The 18,464-nt window shown below is 63.7% G+C and carries 16 protein-coding genes and 1 tRNA gene; 8 read left to right on the top strand and 9 right to left on the bottom strand.

All coding sequences use genetic code 11. The annotated features are described in order from the left end of the window. Nucleotides 1–228 precede the first annotated feature (228 nt). Nucleotides 229–303: transfer RNA gene (locus tag LPJGGPFB_RS06600), tRNA-Gln, on the bottom strand. A 214-nt stretch (nucleotides 304–517) separates the two neighbouring features. On the opposite strand from LPJGGPFB_RS06600, the gene LPJGGPFB_RS06595 reads away from it, so the two are divergent. From LPJGGPFB_RS06595 to LPJGGPFB_RS06580, 4 genes are read left to right on the top strand one after another with little or no spacing between them, the layout of a single operon-like run. Further along, nucleotides 518–814 (top strand): cupin domain-containing protein, encoded by a 297-nt coding sequence (locus LPJGGPFB_RS06595; RefSeq protein WP_173419262.1) that lies wholly within the window; start codon nucleotides 518–520, stop codon nucleotides 812–814. Between the two features lie 17 nt (nucleotides 815–831). Beyond that, nucleotides 832–1,755, top strand: coding sequence for an MBL fold metallo-hydrolase (locus LPJGGPFB_RS06590; protein WP_173419261.1), 924 nt, complete (start codon nucleotides 832–834; stop codon nucleotides 1,753–1,755). Between the two features lie 2 nt (nucleotides 1,756–1,757). Further along, nucleotides 1,758–2,210: a thiol-disulfide oxidoreductase DCC family protein gene (locus tag LPJGGPFB_RS06585; protein ID WP_173419260.1), complete on the top strand. Its 453-nt coding sequence runs from the start codon at nucleotides 1,758–1,760 to the stop codon at nucleotides 2,208–2,210. After that, complete coding sequence (locus LPJGGPFB_RS06580) at nucleotides 2,207–2,851, top strand: DUF4166 domain-containing protein (protein WP_173419259.1); 645 nt, start codon at nucleotides 2,207–2,209, stop codon at nucleotides 2,849–2,851. The genes LPJGGPFB_RS06585 and LPJGGPFB_RS06580 overlap by 4 nt, the downstream gene beginning before the upstream one ends. Before the next feature lie 25 nt (nucleotides 2,852–2,876). Here LPJGGPFB_RS06580 and LPJGGPFB_RS06575 read toward each other — a convergent pair whose 3' ends face one another. Then, the gene (locus LPJGGPFB_RS06575) at nucleotides 2,877–3,785 is read right to left on the bottom strand and encodes a DUF1499 domain-containing protein (RefSeq protein WP_173419258.1); all 909 of its coding nucleotides are present in this window, start codon (nucleotides 3,783–3,785) and stop codon (nucleotides 2,877–2,879) included. A gap of 260 nt (nucleotides 3,786–4,045) precedes the next feature. Here LPJGGPFB_RS06575 and LPJGGPFB_RS06570 point away from each other — a divergent pair, with 260 nt between their 5' ends. Both LPJGGPFB_RS06570 and LPJGGPFB_RS06565 read left to right on the top strand, forming a co-directional pair. Next, a complete protein-coding gene (locus tag LPJGGPFB_RS06570; protein WP_173419257.1) occupies nucleotides 4,046–4,435 on the top strand; it encodes a hypothetical protein in 390 nt (129 codons plus the stop codon). Between the two features lie 358 nt (nucleotides 4,436–4,793). After that, the gene (locus LPJGGPFB_RS06565; RefSeq protein ID WP_173419256.1) at nucleotides 4,794–5,075 is read left to right on the top strand and encodes a hypothetical protein; all 282 of its coding nucleotides are present in this window, start codon (nucleotides 4,794–4,796) and stop codon (nucleotides 5,073–5,075) included. 75 nt (nucleotides 5,076–5,150) lie between these two features. Here LPJGGPFB_RS06565 and prfH read toward each other — a convergent pair whose 3' ends face one another. The 4 genes from prfH to LPJGGPFB_RS06545 form a co-directional block, all read right to left on the bottom strand. Beyond that, nucleotides 5,151–5,768, bottom strand: coding sequence for a peptide chain release factor H (gene prfH / locus LPJGGPFB_RS06560; protein ID WP_173419255.1), 618 nt, complete (start codon nucleotides 5,766–5,768; stop codon nucleotides 5,151–5,153). After that, nucleotides 5,761–6,969 carry an RNA ligase RtcB family protein gene (locus LPJGGPFB_RS06555; protein WP_173419254.1) on the bottom strand — a complete coding sequence of 403 codons (1,209 nt, stop codon included), beginning with the start codon at nucleotides 6,967–6,969 and terminating at the stop codon, nucleotides 5,761–5,763. Before LPJGGPFB_RS06555 ends, prfH begins: the two co-directional genes overlap by 8 nt. A 309-nt stretch (nucleotides 6,970–7,278) precedes the next feature. Beyond that, on the bottom strand, nucleotides 7,279–9,945 hold the full coding sequence (ppdK, locus tag LPJGGPFB_RS06550; protein ID WP_173419253.1) for a pyruvate, phosphate dikinase: 2,667 nt from the start codon (nucleotides 9,943–9,945) through the stop codon (nucleotides 7,279–7,281). Between the two features lie 137 nt (nucleotides 9,946–10,082). Beyond that, entirely contained in the window at nucleotides 10,083–10,793 is a 711-nt protein-coding gene (locus LPJGGPFB_RS06545) for a hypothetical protein (protein ID WP_173419252.1), read from the bottom strand. A 159-nt stretch (nucleotides 10,794–10,952) separates the two neighbouring features. Here LPJGGPFB_RS06545 and LPJGGPFB_RS06540 point away from each other — a divergent pair, with 159 nt between their 5' ends. Continuing rightward, nucleotides 10,953–12,002 (top strand): helix-turn-helix domain-containing protein, encoded by a 1,050-nt coding sequence (locus LPJGGPFB_RS06540; protein WP_173419251.1) that lies wholly within the window; start codon nucleotides 10,953–10,955, stop codon nucleotides 12,000–12,002. Between the two features lie 146 nt (nucleotides 12,003–12,148). Here the strand turns inward: LPJGGPFB_RS06540 and smc are convergent, their stop codons facing one another. The 3 genes from smc to LPJGGPFB_RS06525 form a co-directional block, all read right to left on the bottom strand. Then, nucleotides 12,149–15,610: a chromosome segregation protein SMC gene (gene smc, locus LPJGGPFB_RS06535; protein WP_173419250.1), complete on the bottom strand. Its 3,462-nt coding sequence runs from the start codon at nucleotides 15,608–15,610 to the stop codon at nucleotides 12,149–12,151. A 102-nt stretch (nucleotides 15,611–15,712) separates the two neighbouring features. Next, nucleotides 15,713–16,546 carry a DsbA family protein gene (locus LPJGGPFB_RS06530; protein WP_173419249.1) on the bottom strand — a complete coding sequence of 278 codons (834 nt, stop codon included), beginning with the start codon at nucleotides 16,544–16,546 and terminating at the stop codon, nucleotides 15,713–15,715. A 224-nt stretch (nucleotides 16,547–16,770) separates the two neighbouring features. Continuing rightward, nucleotides 16,771–17,277: a DUF721 domain-containing protein gene (locus tag LPJGGPFB_RS06525; RefSeq protein ID WP_112808504.1), complete on the bottom strand. Its 507-nt coding sequence runs from the start codon at nucleotides 17,275–17,277 to the stop codon at nucleotides 16,771–16,773. A gap of 93 nt (nucleotides 17,278–17,370) precedes the next feature. Between LPJGGPFB_RS06525 and mutY the strand changes: the two genes are divergently transcribed. Further along, nucleotides 17,371–18,459 (top strand): A/G-specific adenine glycosylase, encoded by a 1,089-nt coding sequence (gene mutY, locus LPJGGPFB_RS06520; RefSeq protein ID WP_173419248.1) that lies wholly within the window; start codon nucleotides 17,371–17,373, stop codon nucleotides 18,457–18,459. Nucleotides 18,460–18,464 lie beyond the last annotated feature (5 nt).

Here is an 18,464-nt window from a genome sequence, read left to right as displayed (position 1 = left end):
GCCAACATCCATTGGCGGGTTTTCTGTTTCGGCGGCGCAGAGCGGACGGAGCGAGTGACTGTCGCCGCGCGCCGATGAAGGCGAACGATCCGCACAGCGCGGCCTGACGACTCTGAAACGATCATGCTTGTTTCCGGCATGGGCCAGGGCACCAACAGCGACCGGCCCCATGCCGGACATGGCAATCGGGACACGAAAGAACGCTGAGCACTGCCTGAAGGAAAAATATGGCTGGGGCGCCAGGATTCGAACCTGGGAATGCCGGTACCAAAAACCGGTGCCTTACCGCTTGGCGACGCCCCAACGGAGTTGACGAAATATAAACTCGCCAAATCGAGCGCCTGATTATCAAAGGTCGTGCCGCGTCACAATGATTAAGTTTGCGGTTTGCGCGGTTTTGTTCGGCTTTGTTCACGCGCATCCTTCTCGCCTTCGGCGAAAGGCCGGCATCTGGTGCCGAAGCGCCCTTCCCTTCGCCATCGTCCCCTCCTATTCTCCGGCGCGAATGGAGACCTCTATGAGCCAGTTTCGCGCCCGCCCCCCTGCCGTGCCCAGCATTCTTGTCGACGACGCGGTGGTGCGCATTACAAGGTGGGACTTCGAGCCCGGCGCCGATACCGGCCACCATGTCCATGGCCTCGGCTATGTCGTCGTGCCGATGACCGATTGCCAGTTCCTACTGGAAGAAGAAGGCGGTAGCCGCCGGGTGGATATCGCCAAGGGTGCTGCCTACCGGCGCGAGGCCGGCATGGCGCACAATGTCGTCAATGCCGGTAGCGAGTCGATGTCCTTCATCGAGATCGAATACAAGTGAAGGCCAGGAAAAGACGCATGCAAGGCCCCGACTTCGATCTCGACTTCAAGCCGGCTCATGGCGAGGCCGTGACCGTTGCCGACGGGGTGCAGCGCATCACCGTCAACAATCCCGGCCCCTTCACCTTCCACGGCACCAACAGCTATATCGTCGGCGGACGCTCGGTGGCGGTGATCGACCCCGGCCCGGACGACGAAGCGCATTTCCAGGCGCTGATGACGGCGCTTGCGGGCCGGGAAGTGACCCACATTGCCGTCAGCCACACCCATCGCGATCACTCGCCGCTGGGACAGCGGCTCAAGGCGGCGACGGGCGCAACGATCGTCGGCGAAGGGCCGCACCGGGCCGCCCGCCCCTTGCATGAAGGCGAGATCAACCCCTTCGCCGAAAGTTCCGACATGGACTTTTCGCCCGACATCGTCCTTGCCGATGGCGGGCGGATCGAAGGCGACGGCTGGGTACTGACAGGGCTCGCCACCCCCGGCCACACCGCCAACCACATGGCCTTTGCGCTCGAGGGCACCGGCACTGTCTTTTCCGCCGATCACGTCATGGCCTGGGCGACGACGATCGTCGCGCCGCCGGATGGCGCCATGGCGGACTACATGGCCTCGCTGGAAAAGCTGCTTGGGCGCGACGACCGGCTCTATCTGCCCGGGCACGGTGGCCCCGTCGTCGAACCGGCCTCATTCCTCAGGGGGCTGCGCGCCCACCGCCGGATGCGCGAACGTGCGGTGCTTGAGCGCGTGCGTGCAGGCGACGGCAAGATCCCCGACATGGTCAAGGTGATCTACGCCACGACCGACGTCCGACTGCATGGCGCGGCCGCCCTTTCCGTGCTGGCGCACCTCGAAGACCTGGTCGAACAGGGGCGTGTCGAGACCGACGGGCCGCCTTCCCTGTTTGGCGACTACCGGCTGGCGCCCGGAGGTGCCGGCTGACCATGCGACAGCAACCCCATGGCTACCGCAACGATGCGTCGGTGCCGGACTTTCCCGACGATCGCCCGGTGATCGTCTTTGACGGCGAATGCATCTTCTGCTCGGGCTGGGTGCGCTTCATGCTACGCCACGACCGGCAGGCGCGCTATCGCTACCTGACGGCGCAGTCGCCGCTCGGCCGGGCGCTCTATCGGCATTACGGCCTTGATGACCGCAACTATGAGAGCAACATCCTGATCGAGAACGGCATCGCGCGCTTCAAGTCCGACGGATCGATCCGCACGCTTGCAGGTCTTGGCCTGCCGTGGTCGCTGGTAAACATCTGCCGTATCCTGCCTGCCGCCCTTCGCGATCCGCTTTACGATCTCGTTGCGAGAAACCGTTACCGGATCGCCGGGCGCCGCCAGACCTGCATGGTACCATCAGCGGAAGAGCGCGGGCGCTTCATCGCATGAAGAGCAAAGCGGCGGAACGTCTGGTTCATCGGCAAAGCCTCTACCGACAGATTCTCGGCAAGGATTGGGATCGCCTGCCCTCAGCGATCCGCTGCTTGCACGAGATGTCGGAGGGAAACGCCACATTCAGGGGACGTGCGGTCGTCGAACGCGGCCGGGGGCCATTTGCCCGTCTCGCAGCCTCTATCGCCGGTTTTCCCGCGGCCGGGGAGGATGTCCCAGTGGAGATCCGCTTCGCATGCGCCGATGGTCGCGAGGTGTGGACCCGGCGCTTCGGCGACAAGGTTCTGCGCAGCTCACAGCGGCCAGTGGAAGGCCGCGAGGAACGATTGCTCGCCGAGCATTTCGGGCCATTTCGCATCCTCTGCGCCCTGGAGCCCGAAGAAAACCGCCTGCACCTGGGGGTTCGAGGCTGGTCCTTCCTCGGCCTCCCGCTTCCCGCACTTCTTGCACCGTGCGGGCGGACCTTCGAGGAGGATCGCGACGGCCTGTTTCACTTCCATGTGGAGGTCGAAAGTCCAATGACCGGGTTGATCGTACGTTATCGCGGCTGGCTCAAGCCAGCGGACCAGCCGACAGCGCCGATCATGAGGGAAATGCTTCCCAAGTCCGACGATCTCGGCGCCCTCATGCACGGCTGAGGCGTTCGGGCCGGTCTTGTCCTGATCAGTCGCCGGCAATGCCGAGCAGCTCGGCATCGAGAGCGCGCAGGAACTGGTCTGCGAAGGCGGCGCCGATGCCGAGGTCGTGCTGGCCGTAGCGGGAGGCAACACGCAGGTCGACGAAGGTCGTTTCCGCTTCTTCGCGCAGGCGGATCAGCACGTCAAAACGAAAACCGGCGATCAGAGTACGCCATTCACCCTGAAGCACGACATCGCTGGAACGCCGTCCCGGAATGGCGCCTTCGAGCGCGATTTCCGGCCGCGATTCCGGCACGGGTACATTCTCCGGTTCGGCAGTGGCGTCCGCCCCGGCATTCGGCCGGACCGCCAGATCCTCGAGATCGGCGCGGGTATTTTCGACGCCGAGTTCCTGCGTAATCCCGACGCGCGTTTTCTCGACGACGTTGCGCACGCCCTGGAAAACACGGTCGAGTGCGCCGTCGTAACGTCGTCCGGTCAGGCCGGGATAGGCGACGATCTGCGCTTCACGATCTTCGAGAGTGACGGTCGGCTTACGCTTCAACCAGCTTTCCTCCGTCTGCGGTACTTTCAGCCAGGGTGGCGGCGTCACCGTATCGGTGCTGACATCATAGATCGCTGGACGGGTCAGGTATTGCGCGGCACCGAAGCCGATAAAACCGAGGGGCGGCGCGGCATAGACAAGCGCCGAAGCCGAGGCGAGCCCGCCGATCGCGGCGACCTGCCAAAGCCGCGCGAGCCCGACGATGGCAAGCAGGACGCCAAGTAGGGCGAAAGCACCGGAAAGGCCGACCAGGCCGAGGAAGTGCGGTGTCGTCAACGGGCCGAACCGATGCGCAGCCAGGGACAGGGCGAAGATCGCAAAGGCGATGCGGGCAAAGCGGCGCGCCCAATGGGCGGCATGGGAATAGGGGCGCTCGTACCGGACCATCATGTAACGGAATCAATCCCCTGCATCGAAACAGATCCGCATTCTTAGACCATGGCCGGGGCCGTGAAAACAGGCAATAGAATCGAGAAGGAGGCATGGGGTGGGCGCGTCAGGAGCATTGCCGCAAAATCGCCATTCTCGTTAACCACCTATCAGACATTACGAATATGCCCGCACGGCGGCAAAGGCCGCAGGGAACAGTCAACCGGAGGCAATGGCCGACGTCTGGGAAGTGATCCAGCACGGCAGGACGGAGAGACATCATGGTCGCATCGCAAGCAGCCGTGGCAACTGCCACCCACGCCGCACCGCCCTCACCGGCTGACGCCGGCATACCGATGGCGTTGCTGGAGCTTGAGCTTTCCCTCGACGGTTTCTCCGGCAGCAAGGATGATTTCACCGCTTTCATTCGGACGGTCGCCGACAATGTCGGCGGCGAGTTTCTCTTTGCCTTGCCGGCTTCCGGCCTGATCGAGGACTGCCTGAGCATCGCCGTCCTGCGCCTCGGCGAGACTGAGGGCGATACCTCGCCGATCCTGTTCGTCTGCCTTGAGGAAGAAGGCTCGACGATCCGGCTTGAGCATCCCGGCGAAAGCACCCAGGACCTGAAAAGCTTTGCCGAATCCTTTGTCGGCGTGCTCGAGCGAATGTAAACATCGAGGTGTACGGAAACGGATTGACGGCTGGCCGCCGACAGGCTCATCATGTTTCCATGCGATTGAATCGTGAATGCAAGATCCTTGTGGGGCGCGCACGCCTGAACTCCGGCGTTTGGCCTAGCGTTGCGCCGACGCCTCGGCCGGCGATCGCACGAACCGCCCTGCTGGTCTTCATGGCAATACCCGAAAAAATCAGGGTGGACACGACAGCCCGCCATGCGGCAGAGCTCTGTTCTGCAGGCGGCGGTAAAGAGCTGAGCGACTTGGTGTGTCCGACCTCCTGACAAGGATGCGGTTGGGGCACAATCAAAGACGGTTTTTCGCCGAGCCGATCTGCATCCGCTCAGGAGGCATGAATATAATGAAGACCAAACTGCTGACCCTTTGCGCCGTCGGGCTTTTGCTTGCGGCCTGCCAGACGATGACCCCGGAAGAGCGGCGTGCCGCCGATGGCAATACTTGCGCCTCCTACGGCTTCCGTCGAGGAACCGACGCATTTGCCACCTGCCTGCAGCGCATCGAGCTTGACCGCCGCGCCGAGTCGCGCGCCTTCCGCTACAACAACGATGCGATGATGTGGGGCTGGAACCGCCCTGTTGTCATCGCGCGCCCGGTTGTCGTGCAGGCGAATTGAACCGCGGCGGCCGCATCTCGATAGCTGCAGACGCGCGACCCGGACGCTCGGCGCCCGGGCTGCACAGTCGCATAGCTAGAGCCGGAACGTCTTCACCGCATTGCCACGCTCCAACTGCTTGCTGGCTACGAACAAGGCTGCTTTTTCCTGCTCTTCATGATCGGCCGCTATGAGCTCCAGAATGCTCTGAAGCCTGCGGATTGCGGTTGCCTTGTTGCGATGCTGCGATCGCTCCTCCCGGCAGACAACGGTGATACCGCTTGGCACATGCGTCGCCCGCACCGCGCTGTCGGTGGTGTTTTGATGCTGGCCACCAGGTCCACCGGCCCGCAATGTCTCGAAGCGCAAGTCCTTGTGCTCGATCGTCGGCACCACGGCCGCATCGACGCAAGGATCGAGGCGCCGAACGCCGACAAACCAGTTCTGACGTTGGTGGCCCTTGCGCACCGGGCTCTTGAAGACAAACCGGACCGTACCGCAATAGGTCTCGGCCATTTGCTCCGCCATCTTGCCGGACACCGTCACCACGGCCGACTTCGGACCGAACGCATCGGGTTGACCGCCACGGGTCTCCTCGAAGCTGCAGCCGCTCGTCTTTGCTTCCCTGGAAAGGATATCGATGAGCGCGGCAAGGGCGATGCGGCACTCGACTGGACCGTTGCCCGCAGTCAGAAAGAGCATCACCTCACCCACGGCGCATCCTCCTCATCGTCATCCGCTCCCGTTTTGCCTTGTCCCAGTCGACCGCCTGCCGCTGGACGTTCTTGTAGGTCACCAGCGGCTTCATGGCGGCGAGCGGTTCTACGAGCCCGAATGCCTGGAGATCGCCGACGACTTTCGCCGCATCCTTGTAGGCACTCGCGGCTTCCTCGATCAGCAGGTCGCGATCGTCACAGATGGCAACGCCGCCCCAGCCGTTGAGACGAAGGGCATCACGCTCGGATCGGTTCGCGCCGGCGCGGCCATGCATGGCCTTCCGGTCATACTTGCGCCCGGCGCCGTGCGAAATTCCCCAATGGGAGGCCACTGCGCCGGCCAGCGCCCGCACGAGATAACTTCTCGTGGCGCGCGAGCCGGCGATCGGAGCAACGGTGCCTTCGCCGATGGCCGCCGCACCCTTGTAGTGCAGAAAGCCGGCCGATGTGCTTCGCACCAGATTGTGCGGCACGTCGGCAACAAGCGTCACGTCGGCACGCAACGCCTGGGCCGCACGCTCGGCGACCATCTGCCTGTTGAGCGACGCCCATCGCACGCAGTCGGCGCTTCGTGCCAGCCACTGCCTGGCAGCAAGCGAATCTGCAGCCATGCCGTCGCGCAGCGTTGTGGCTGCATCAAGCGTTTGGCCGAAGAGATCCGCTCCCGCCGAACGCGAGCCGGAATGAACCAGGAGATAGAGCTTCTGGCGATCGATGAGGCCTCCGGTATCGTCATTCAGCATTTCGTCGACGGCCTGTATCTCGCAGAAATGGTTGCCTCCGCCGATCGTGCCGAGTGAATGCGGGCACATATCTGACGAGAGATCATGTTCCGCGAGCCGTCCGGCCAGGTCGCCCGGATCGATCTGCTCCATTCCGCGCAACTCTTCGGCCGCCCTCTCGACCTTGAACTTGCGCAGCGGCAGGGAAAGCTCAAAGAACGACATGCCGCAACCGATATCGTTGCCGATCAATTGCGGGTAAAGCCGCTCACAAAGAGCGACCATGCCGACCGGCCCGTATTTTCCAGGATGAAGATCCGGAAAGCCGGCGACGGAAATCATACCGGCGAGCGCCGAGACTTCTCGCAGTTGATGAATTGCCGCGCCTTCTATCCAGCAGCCGGCGGTGAAATAGTGTGTGACGGTCGCATTGCGCGCGCCGCCTTCGGGGACGGAGTCCCCAAGATGAGTGCCCATGAAAATAATTCCAGAACAGGGTCAAGCAACCGGCGCGATGGCCGGCAGGACGGGTCTCACCAGCGCATCAACGCTGATCAGCCACGAAGCCCCAAGGGGCGTAAGGAAATGCTCTGCGTCATTTTCCGCTCCCGTTCTGAACAAATGGCCATGTCATGCATGGCCGACACCTGCCCGCCCGACAATATGCCGTGCGAACGGTGTGCGTCATGAACCGTTGGCCCGCACTTTGCAACCAGGAAATGTCAAGGCGATACTGAAGACGCCCTTCCGTTGCACGACGGCAACAGCGTGAGCCGTTGCCGCGCCTCACGCCTTGCCGTTGATCGCTGCCTGCGCCGCCGCCAGCCGGGCGATCGGCACGCGGAAGGGCGAACAGGAAACGTAATCGAGGCCGGCATCCTCGCAGAAGCGGATCGAGGCCGGGTCGCCGCCGTGCTCGCCGCAGATCCCGAGTTTCAGGCCATTCTTGGTCCGGCGTCCACGCTCGGCCGCGATCTGGATCAGTTCACCGACACCATCGAAATCGAGCGAGACGAAGGGGTCCTGCTCGATGATGCCTTTCTGCTGATAGGTCGCCAGGAACTGCGAGGCGTCGTCGCGCGAAATGCCGAACGTCGTCTGGGTCAGGTCGTTGGTGCCGAACGAGAAGAAGTCTGCCGCTTCCGCAATCACATGGGCGCGAAGGGCCGCGCGCGGCAGCTCGATCATCGTGCCGACGAGATAGTCGATCTCGATGCCGGCTTCGCCGATCACCGCCTTTGCCACCGCATCGATGCGCGCCTTGACGTAGTCGAGCTCGGCACGCAGGCCGACGAGCGGCACCATGATTTCAGGCACGACCGGAGCACCGGTTTCGCGTGCGGCTTCGACCGCCGCCTCGAAGATGGCGCGGGCCTGCATCTCGGCGATCTCCGGATAGGAGATGGCAAGCCGGCAGCCACGATGGCCGAGCATCGGATTGAACTCATGCAGCTGGTCGACACGCTCGCGCAGGGCTGACGGATCGAGCGACAGGACGCCGGCGACGTCGGCGATCTCTTCATCCGTCTTCGGCAGGAATTCGTGCAGCGGCGGGTCGAGCAGGCGGATCGTCACCGGCAGGCCGTGCATGATGGAAAACAGCTCGACGAAGTCCGATCGCTGCATCGGTAAGAGCTTGGCAAGCGCGAGGCGTCGGCCGGCCTCGTCTTCCGCCAGGATCATCTCACGCATGACATTGATGCGGCCGTCCTCGAAGAACATGTGCTCGGTGCGGCAAAGGCCGATGCCCTCGGCGCCGAAGGAGCGGGCAGCGCGCGCATCGGCCGGCGTTTCGGCATTGGTGCGCACCGTCATGCGGCGGCTGGCATCGGCCCAGGCCATGATCTTTCCAAAGTCACCCGAAAGCTCCGGCTGGAGCATGGCGATCGCGCCTTTGAGCACCTGGCCGGAAGAGCCGTCGATGGTGATGATGTCGCCCTTCTTCAGGGTCACGCTCGGCGTGATCAGCAATTCGTTGCGCAGATCGACGCGGATGCCGCCGGCACCGGAAACGCAAGGCGTGCCCATGCCGCGTGCCACGACCGCGGCATGGCTGGTCATGCCGCCACGGGTGGTCAAGATGCCTTCGGCGGCGTGCATGCCGTGAATGTCTTCCGGGCTGGTCTCGATGCGCACGAGGATGACCTTGCGGCCTTCCTTGTCGGCCTGAACGGCCTCCTCCGAGGTGAAGACCATCTCGCCTGTCGCAGCGCCCGGCGACGCCGGCAGGCCGGAGCCGATGATATCGCGGCGCGCGTGCGGGTCGATCGTCGGGTGCAGCAACTGGTCGAGCGAGGCGGGATCGATGCGCGCAACCGCTTCGTTCTTCGAGATCATCCCCTCCTCGGCCATATCGACGGCAATCTTCAGCGCAGCCTTGGCCGTGCGCTTGCCGGAGCGCGTCTGCAGCATCCAGAGCGTACCGCGCTCGATGGTGAATTCGAGGTCCTGCATGTCGCGATAGTGGCGCTCGAGCTTGTCGCAGATGGCCCGGAACTCGACGAAGGCCTCCGGCATCAGTTTTTCCAGCGACGGTTTGTCGGAGCCGGAGGCAATGCGGGCAGCCTCGGTGATGTTTTGCGGCGTGCGGATACCGGCAACGACATCCTCGCCCTGGGCATTGACGAGGAACTCGCCGTAGAGCTCGTTCTCGCCGGTCGACGGGTTGCGGGTAAAGGCGACACCGGTTGCCGACGAATTGCCGAGATTGCCGAAAACCATCGCCTGAACGTTGACCGCTGTTCCCCAAGCCGCCGGGATCGAGTGCAGGTGGCGGTAGGTGATGGCGCGCGGGTTCATCCAGCTGGAGAAGACGGCACCGATGGCGCCCCAGAGCTGAATTTCCGGGTCCTGCGGAAACGGCTCACCGAGGGCTTCCTCGATCGCTTCCTTGTAGCGGGCAATGACATGCTGCCATTCGACCGCCGATAGCTCGGTATCCTGCTCGTGGCCGAGGCGCGCCTTCTCGTCTTCGAGGATCTCTTCGAAAACATCGTGGTCGACGCCCATGACGACGTCGCCATACATCTGGATGAAGCGACGGTAGCTGTCCCAGGCAAAACGCGCGTCGCCGGCGTCGTGACCGAGCGCGTGCACGGACTGGTCGTTGAGGCCAAGATTGAGAACAGTATCCATCATGCCCGGCATCGAGGCGCGAGCGCCGGAACGCACCGAAAGCAGCAGCGGACGGTTGGTATCGCCGAAGATCCGCCCGGTCACTTCCTCCATCCGGCGAATGCCTTCGCGGACCTGATCGTGCAAGCCCGCGGGTATTTCGCGGCCATTGTCGAAATAGCTGTTGCAGGCATCGGTGATAATGGTCAGCCCCGGCGGCACCGGCAGGCCGAGGCTGCACATCTCGGCAAGGTTCGCACCCTTGCCACCCAGCCGATCACGATCGCCCGCCCGCCCTTCGGCCTTGCCTCCACCGAAGGTGTAAACCCATTTCGTCATGCCTGCTCTCCACCCAGAAACAGTCTTTTGTGACGATTTACAGTATATGCTTCGGCCTGGAAATGCACCCGCCGAAGATTTATGCTGCAGCGCATCATTTTTGCGACAATCGAGTGCAAGGCGTCGCGAGCCGCGGCTCAGCGGATCGTCGCTCGTACCATCTCCCCCTTGATGCGAACCTGTGGCTTGGCGCCGGGGATGGCCGTTCGCGAACTGTCGACCCAGGACGCCGTCGCCGTCACCTGATAATCGATCAAACTTGCCGCATCGAAGCCAAGATGAATATCGAGCGCCTTTCCGGAGATCTCGACTGTCTCTGATTTCAGGGTCTTCCCGTAGATGAGCCGCGCCCGCAGGGCCTCTACGTCGAGCCTGACCTGTCCGACGTGCCCGTCGATCGAAACATCCGCCGCCTTGCCCTTGAGCGCGACACGCGAAAACTCCCCCTTGAGCTTGGCTTGAAACGCCGGTTGCTCGATAGAGACCGATGCTCCCTGTTTGAGGTTAGCCCGAAACTGGGTCTTGCACTCCTCCAGTTCCGGCCAGGACGGGGCCGCCACGTCGACGTAGAGGGTGGTGCCTTCGACACGCATCCGTGTTTGCGATACGCAGTCGCTGTAAAACCAGCTGGAATAGAAGGGCGCAAACCAGCCGGAACGACGGCTCTCGACCGACGCACTGTAGGGCAAGCTCTCGTCGCTGGTGAGTTCGATTGCGCTTGCCTCGCCGCTCGCAACAATTGCCGTGACACCGGTGATATCGATGTCGGTCGCCGACGTCTCGGCGGTGCTCGCCATGGCGACGAGAAAGATGGGGGCAAGGACCATTGCAGGCAGTGCGATCGACATGTGACGCTCCGTTCGTTGGATCCGGCACCATCGCCGGACGGGAACAGCTCGCCTGAAATCGACCCCAGCCGCGACCTTGATCGCGTTTCGGGTCGACCACGAACGCAATCGAGGGCATCATCGCAGCGTCAACACCTCCTCCGAAGAATTCATCCGCCCATGCTGTTTGTACCGCTACCCTTCGTCGTCTCCCTCCTGTTGACGATCGTGATCGTCCGCATGCTGTCGCAACGGGACGAGACCATGACGTTCGAGCAACGCCTGTTCCTCCTGCTCGTCTGCGCCTATGCGCTGCAATCCGTGCTGATCGGCATCCGGTGGGGCTACGACATCCGCGCCATCCTGCCGGCTCAGGCGATGCTTGCGACGTTCAACGCGGCGCTCGCCTGGGTCTGTTTCAGCAGCCTTGCAAGCGACAGCCAGCCACGCCTGAGGCACATCGGCTGGCATCTCCTGCCGGCGTTCATCGTCGGGGTGATGATGTTTGCCTGGCGAGATGCAGTCGGCACCGCGATTATCCTGTTCTTTCTCGGTTACGGCACTGCTTTGCTGTGGCTTGCGCGGCTTGGGCCGAACGCATTGGTCACGTCCCGCCTCGACGGTGTGCTTCGATCATACCGCTCGCTGCAGATCACCGGATGGGCGCTCGTCGCGTCTGCCCTCAGCGACGTCGCTATCGGTTTTGACCAGACACGCAACGGCGGCGCCTATTCCGGCGCGATCGTTGCGGCCGGCAACGTGCTCGCCCTGCTCATTCTTGGATCCGCCGCCTCGATCGCCAGCTTCGACACATCCACAGACAGCGAACGGCAGGATGAAGAGCCGTTGCCCGAAGAGCGCGGTGCAAGCGAAGAGGACGCACAAATCGTGCAGAGCATCGACGCGTTGATGCACAAGAAGGCGCTCTACAAGGATCTCGAACTCAACCTCTCGCGGATCGCGCGCAAGCTCGGCGTACCGGCGCGGCGTATTTCCAACGCCATCAACCGCATCCACGGCATCAGCGTCTCGCAATACGTCAACAACTATCGGGTCGAGGAAGCCTGCCGGCTGCTTCAGAAGACAAATGAGGCGATCACGCAGATCGCCTTCGAGGCGGGCTTCCTGACGAAATCCAACTTCAACCGCGAGTTCCTGCGCGTCACCGGCAAGAGCCCCTCCTCCTGGCGCGAAGAACACCGCGGCATCGAGCTTAGAAAAGCGGCATGAAGTGGAATGTATGCTTGCGTTGAAAGCTGAGCCCATCGCGCATCGCCGAGGGAAAGTCGACACCAAGTCCGTTTACGTCGACACTTGGAATGACACGGGGGCAACCGACGGAACGGGCGGCCTCATTCTCGAATTCGAGCGACCGCCTAAACCACTTCCCTCAGCCGCTCTGCCGTCTGCAGGTCGACGGACACGAGTTGGGATACGCCCTGCTCCGCCATGGTGACGCCGAACAGGCGGTTCATGCGGGCCATGGTGATCGGGTTGTGGGTGATGATGACGAAGCGGGTTTCGGTCGAAGCCGCCATCTCGTCCATCAGGTTGCAATAGCGCTCGACATTGTGGTCGTCGAGCGGCGCATCGACTTCGTCGAGCACGCAGATTGGCGCCGGATTGGTGAGGAAGACGGCGAAGATCAGCGCCATCGCCGTCAGCGCCTGCTCGCCACCCGACAGCAGCGTCATCGTCTGCGGCTTCTTGCCCGGCGGGCGAGCGAGGATTTCGAGACCCGCTTCGAGCGGGTCGTCGCTCTCGATCAATTGCAGTTCGGCCGTGCCGCCGCCGAAGAGATGGGTGAAAAGCCTCTGGAACTGGGCGTTGACCACGTCGAAGGCAACGATCAGCCGCTCGCGCCCCTCGCGGTTGAGGTTCTGGATGGCGCTGCGCAGCTTGCGGATCGCCTCGATGACGTCGTCGCGCTCCTTCAGGAGCAGGGCCAGCCGCTCGGAAAGCTCCTTCTGCTCCTCCTCCGCGCGCAGGTTGACGGCGCCGAGGCGCTCGCGTTCGATCTTCAGCCGTTCCAGTTCACGCTCGACATTGCGCATGTCCGGCAACGCCTCGTCGACGGCAAGTCCGGTCAGGCGCATCACCTCGTGCGGGGCGCAGGACAGCGCCTCCTGGATGCGGGCCTCGATCTCGACGCGACGCTCGCGAGCCGACACCAGTCGCTCCTCGGCGCGGCCGCGCTTTTCGCGCGATTCCGCCAGCTCCGAAAGTGCGGTTGCGGCCATGCGGTCGGCCTCGCGCTGGCGGCCCTCTGCCTCGGCCAGGATGTCGGCCGCCTCGCGGCGTGAAGCCTCGGCCTTCTGCAGTTCGCTCATCAGCGCGCGCCGCTTGTCCTCGAACTCGTCGGGCGCGTCCATCAGGTCTTCGACCTCTTCGCGGGCTTCGGCCTCACGGTCCCTGAGTGTGGCGATATGTTCGTCGGCGCTGGCGGCTCTCGCCTTCCAGGTCTGGCGCTCACCTGCAATCGCCGCGATCCGGCGCTGGCGCGCCTCATTCTCGCGCGCAAGACCATCGTGAGCGGCGCGCCTTTCGGCAACCGCTGCGCGGTCGGTTGCGACATCTGCCGTCTGCGTGCGCAGTTTCAGTTCGAGTTCGGAGAGATCGGGCGCATCGGCAAGCGCGTCGTTGGCCGTCTCAATCTGTTCGGCAACTTCTTCGAGCTGGTTTTCGAGCTGGCTCTTAGTTTCAGCAACAACGGCGCGGCGGCGCGAGAGATCGCCGGATGCGCGCTCGGCGGCGGCCAGCGCATCGCGGGCTTCGCCCAGCTGGCGGGTGATCATGCGCTGGGCGTCGCGGGCAAGCCGCAACCGTTCGTCCTCGGCGCGGATGCGCGAGCCGGCTGCGGCAAGATCAGCCTCGGCACGGCGCAGCGCCTCGCCGGCGTCGTCCGCTTCGGCATCAAGTTCGGCGAGGCGGTTCTTCTGGGCGAGTCTGAGCGCCGCAGCGCTCGGCGCCTCGGATCCGGTCACATGGCCGTCCCACCGCCAGACCGAACCTTGCTTCGTCACCAGGCTCTGGCCGGGCTTCAACAGCGGCATCAGCCGCTCGGCCTCGGCCTCGCTGTCGACGAGGCCGATCTGGCTCAGGGCGCGTGTCAGTGCCTGCGGCGCGCGAACGTGCTCGATCAGCAAGCGTACGCCCGGCGGCAATGCGGCGTCATCGGATTGGTCGCCCGGGGTGCGCCAATGGGCGGGAGCGGCGCTATCGAGCGGCGAATCGAGATCGTCGCCAAGGGCTGCTCCCAGCGCCGTCTCGAAACCGCGATCGACCTTCATCTCCTCGACGACACCAGGGTAGTCGCCACCGCCGGCCGCTTCGAGCATGCGGCGGATGGTGCGCGCCTCGGTCTCGATACCGTTGAGAACGGCCCTTGCCCGATCGACCGGCGGGCGGGCTTCCGCCTCGGCGCGACGGGTTTCGGCAAGCGCCTCTTCGATATCGGCGACATTCGCCTCGGCCTCTTCAAGCGCAGCCTCGGCCACTTCCACCTGACCCTGCTTTTCGTGCGGGTCGGGCAGCGTCGACATCTGCCGGTCGAGTTCGTCGAGATCGCGGGCCTGGTCGGAAAGCTGGCGCGCCAGCCGCGCCTGCCGCTCCGAGAGATCGCGCAGCGCACGCTCGAGCTGGTTGCGGCCGGCCTGCGCCTCTGCACGCTCCGCCGTCAGCCGACTGAGGTCGGCTTCACTTGCGGACAGCTTTTCATTCGCCTCTTCCAGCCGCTCCCTGGCTTCGCTTGCCCGGTCGTCCGCCTCGGCCAAGAGTTCGCGCAGTTCCTCGTCCTCTTCGTCGAGGCGGGCGATGATGCCGGCATTGTCGGCGACCAGGCGCTCCTCGCGGGCGATATCTTCGGCCAGTTGCGCCAGACGGCGCTGCAGCTCGTCGCGGCGGCGCAGGATGCGGCCGGCATCCTCCTCCAGCTGCGACCGGGCGATCTGCAGACGCTGCAAAGCGGCGGCAAGCTTCGCCTCGTTCTCGCGCAGTTCCGGCAGCTTCAGGCTGGAGATCGCCTGATCCTTGGCCGCCTGCATCTGCGCCTGCGCCTTTTCGGCAACCAGCGCCGTCACCTGGTTGAGCTGGCTGGTCGCCTCGGCCTCGGCCTCCTTGGCCTGGACCCAGCGGATATGGAACAGGATCGCCTCATGCTTGCGGATGTCGGCAGACAACATCTTGAAGCGGTTGGCCTGGCGGGCCTGGCGTTTCAGGCTTTCGATCTGGCTTTCGAGCTGCGAGGTGACATCATCGAGGCGCTCGAGATTGGTCTCGGCAGCCTTCAGCCGCAGCTCGGCCTCGTGCCGGCGCGAATGCAGACCGGAAATGCCGGCCGCTTCTTCGAGAAGCTGGCGGCGTGCCTGCGGCTTTGCGGAAATCAATTCGCCGATACGGCCCTGGCCGACCATCGACGGCGAACGGGCGCCGGTGGAGGCGTCGGCAAACAGCAGCTGCACATCCTTGGCGCGCGCTTCCTTGCCGTTGATCCTGTAGACCGATCCCTGCTCGCGCTCGATGCGGCGCGTCACCTGGATTTCGTCGCTGTCGTTGAAAGCGGCAGGTGCGGTGCGATCGCTGTTGTCGAGATAGAGGCCGACTTCGGCGGTGTTGCGCGCCGGGCGATTGCCCGAGCCAGAAAAGATCACGTCGTCCATGCCGGACGCGCGCATGTTCTTGTAGGAGTTTTCCCCCATCACCCAGCGCAGGGCCTCGACGAGGTTCGACTTGCCGCAGCCGTTCGGGCCGACGATGCCGGTCAGACCGCGCTCGATGATGAATTCGCTGGGTTCGACGAAGGATTTGAAGCCGAGCAGGCGAAGCTTGTTGAACTTCATGCGGTAGACGCTGGCGCGAAACGCCCCTCGTCACCCGACCATCGGGCATAAAAAACGGGCGCACGGCTGCTGCCGTCGCCCGTTTTCAGGAAAAGCGAAGGATCAGAGCTTGCTGTCGATGAGGGCCGACATGACGTCAACCGACATATCCCCAGAATAGTGCTCTCCATTGACGAAGAAGGTCGGCGTCGATTGTACGCCAAAGTCCTTTGCGCCCTTCTGCATAACTGCGTTCACATCATCCAGAAGTTTCTGGTTCGTCAAGCAGGACTCGAAGCTCTCCTGTGTAAAACCGGCAAGCTTGGACATCTGCAGCAATGCATCGCGGCCGTTCTGGGCGGCTGCCCACTGTTGCTGCTGCTTGAACAGCATCGAGATCATCGGGAAATACTGGCCCTCGGGCGCGCAACGCGCCAGCATGAAGGCGGCAGCCGCGCGCGGATCGAACGGGAATTCGCGCAGAACGAAGCGAACCTTGCCGCTGTCGACATACTTCGTCTTGATCGCTTCGAAGGTGTTGTTGTGGAAAGCGGCACAATGCGGGCAGGTCATCGACATGTATTCGACGATCGTGACCGGCGCGTTGGCTTCGCCGATCGCCATTTCCGGCAAGGCGCCTGGCTCCATCAGCTTGGCCGTGTCGACGGAACCTTCCGACGAGGGAAGCTCGACCTTGGCTGCCGGCGCGGCCGTCGACTGGGCGACTTCGGTTGCGGCCGGCTTGGCTTCCGTGGTCGCAGCAGCTGTCGTCGAAGCAGTGGTCATGGCGTCGGCTGGCTTGGCGTCGGTCTTGGCGGCCGTTTCCGTGGTTTCGGTCGGGGTCGCCGAAGCCTGCTCCTTCTTCTCGTCGCTGCAGGCAGCAAGCACGAGAGCGACAGTCGCGATGGCAACGCCGCTGAGCAGGCGCTTGGAGAGGTTCATTGCGGAAGCGGACATGAATTTTACCCGTGTTCGGAGGGAATTGCAGTGCGGATTCGATATCTTGCCGCGCGCAGGGCGGCAAGGGGCAGCTTCTCAACAGAATTCAAAGAATTGTGACCGGCTGATGGTGCGAGCTCAAAGCATGTCGCGCAATGGCATGGGGCGCTGTTGCGATGACGCCATGCTGAATGACAAGAGCCCAAGGAGCAGGGAACGAATCCCGGAGATGACGACGCACGTCAGCGCCGTCGCGGCGACATCACCGCAGTCCCCAGCCGCCGCAGTGCCGCCTTCAGTTCCTCGCTTTCGATGCCCTCGACCATGGTTTCGAGTTTGCGGGCCGGCTCGCCGGTCAGCGGGCGCGGCGTGCGATTGCGTTTGGGCGGCGGCGAGACCGGCTTTTGCACGATCCGCAGCTGGCCAATCGCATAAAAGCCGAAGAAGCCGTTGATGCGCTGGATCAGCTCGCCTTGGGCATGGGTCAGGAACAGCGCCCGAGCGCCCTCGCAAGCGACCGTGAGGACGCCGGGCTGGTGCCCGCCCTCGCCGGCAATTTCCGATGCGCGGCGCGGCCAAGCGATCTTTTCCGGCCGGGTGCAGTCAGCGAAATCAGCGCCGGCGATCTCGTCCCAGGAGCCGAGCAACATGGTGTTGATGCCGGCGCGCTTGGCGAGCACCGGATCGATCAGCCCATTTGCCACCTCTGCGATCTGGATCACACCCCGGCGGGACTTCTGTTCACTCACGAACGCGACTTTCTGTATGCAATGTCGATTGAGCCTTGATGCGCCGGCTCGCCTTCGCCAAGTATACGCTGGAAAAGGAACCTCCGGCAAATCATGGACAATACGATCACGGCGGCGAAGGCCGCCCCGCTCATTCTTGAATGGTACGACCGGCACCACCGCGAGCTTCCGTGGCGGGTTTCGCCGTCGATGGCGCGACACGGCGTGGTTGCCAATCCCTACCATATCTGGATGTCGGAGGTCATGCTGCAGCAGACGACTGTGCAGGCGGTGAAGGCTTATTTCGAAAAGTTCCTCACCCTGTGGCCGACGGTCGAACATCTCGCCGCCGCCGACAATGAGGACGTGATGAAGGCCTGGGCGGGGCTCGGCTATTACGCCCGCGCCCGCAACCTCAAGAAATGCGCCGAGGCCGTGGCGCGCGATCATGGCGGTCGCTTCCCCGAAACGGAGGAAGGGCTGAAGGCCCTGCCCGGCATCGGCGACTATACCGCCGCAGCCGTTGCCGCCATCGCCTTCAACCGCCAGAGCGCTGTGCTCGACGGCAATGTTGAACGGGTGATCTCGCGGCTCTATGCGATCGAGACGCCGCTGCCAGCGGCAAAGCCGGAAATGCGCGGTCTCGTCGCCGCCCTGACGCCTGCCGACCGGCCCGGCGACTTTGCCCAGGCGATGATGGATCTCGGCGCAACGATCTGCACGCCGAAGCGCCCGGCCTGTTCGCTCTGTCCGTTCCGGCCACACTGTCTGGCGCTTTCTGTTGCCGATCCCGAGACCTTTCCACGCAAGGCGAAGAAGAAGGACAAGCCGCTCCGGCTCGGCGCCGCCTTCGTGGCGATCGATGCCCGCGACACGGTCTATCTGCGCAAGCGCGGCGAAACCGGCCTTCTCGGCGGCATGACCGAAGTGCCCGGCACCGCCTGGACCGCGCGGCAGGACGGCGACACGTCGGTCGCAGCGCAGCCCTTTGCGGCTACCTGGGAAGACTGCGGCACGATCACCCATGTCTTCACGCATTTCGAGTTGCGCCTGTCGGTTTACCGGGCCAATGTCGCGCGCGCCGAAACCGGAAACGACGGCTGGTGGGAGCCGGTCTCGTCGCTGAAAGCCCAGGCATTGCCGACGGTTATGAAAAAAGCGATCGCCCAGGCGATCCCGGATGCCTTCAAAGCCGAGCGCTGAGACGT

This window comes from Ensifer adhaerens, from assembly GCF_013283195.1.
Lineage (GTDB): Bacteria > Pseudomonadota > Alphaproteobacteria > Rhizobiales > Rhizobiaceae > Ensifer > Ensifer adhaerens_G.
This window is presented reverse-complemented; position numbering and strand designations above follow the sequence as displayed.

What these genes read in the sequence shown, in the direction of transcription:
- LPJGGPFB_RS06595 (WP_173419262.1), top strand. Translation starts at nt 518, where the DNA reads ATGAGCCAGTTTCGCGCCCGCCCCCCTGCCGTGCCCAGCATTCTTGTC.
- LPJGGPFB_RS06590 (WP_173419261.1), top strand. Translation starts at nt 832, where the DNA reads ATGCAAGGCCCCGACTTCGATCTCGACTTCAAGCCGGCTCATGGCGAG.
- LPJGGPFB_RS06585 (WP_173419260.1), top strand. Translation starts at nt 1,758, where the DNA reads ATGCGACAGCAACCCCATGGCTACCGCAACGATGCGTCGGTGCCGGAC.
- LPJGGPFB_RS06580 (WP_173419259.1), top strand. Translation starts at nt 2,207, where the DNA reads ATGAAGAGCAAAGCGGCGGAACGTCTGGTTCATCGGCAAAGCCTCTAC.
- LPJGGPFB_RS06575 (WP_173419258.1), bottom strand. Translation starts at nt 3,785, where the DNA reads ATGATGGTCCGGTACGAGCGCCCCTATTCCCATGCCGCCCATTGGGCG.
- LPJGGPFB_RS06570 (WP_173419257.1), top strand. Translation starts at nt 4,046, where the DNA reads ATGGTCGCATCGCAAGCAGCCGTGGCAACTGCCACCCACGCCGCACCG.
- LPJGGPFB_RS06565 (WP_173419256.1), top strand. Translation starts at nt 4,794, where the DNA reads ATGAATATAATGAAGACCAAACTGCTGACCCTTTGCGCCGTCGGGCTT.
- LPJGGPFB_RS06555 (WP_173419254.1), bottom strand. Translation starts at nt 6,969, where the DNA reads ATGGGCACTCATCTTGGGGACTCCGTCCCCGAAGGCGGCGCGCGCAAT.
- ppdK (WP_173419253.1), bottom strand. Translation starts at nt 9,945, where the DNA reads ATGACGAAATGGGTTTACACCTTCGGTGGAGGCAAGGCCGAAGGGCGG.
- LPJGGPFB_RS06545 (WP_173419252.1), bottom strand. Translation starts at nt 10,793, where the DNA reads ATGTCGATCGCACTGCCTGCAATGGTCCTTGCCCCCATCTTTCTCGTC.
- LPJGGPFB_RS06540 (WP_173419251.1), top strand. Translation starts at nt 10,953, where the DNA reads ATGCTGTTTGTACCGCTACCCTTCGTCGTCTCCCTCCTGTTGACGATC.
- smc (WP_173419250.1), bottom strand. Translation starts at nt 15,610, where the DNA reads ATGAAGTTCAACAAGCTTCGCCTGCTCGGCTTCAAATCCTTCGTCGAA.
- LPJGGPFB_RS06530 (WP_173419249.1), bottom strand. Translation starts at nt 16,546, where the DNA reads ATGTCCGCTTCCGCAATGAACCTCTCCAAGCGCCTGCTCAGCGGCGTT.
- mutY (WP_173419248.1), top strand. Translation starts at nt 17,371, where the DNA reads ATGGACAATACGATCACGGCGGCGAAGGCCGCCCCGCTCATTCTTGAA.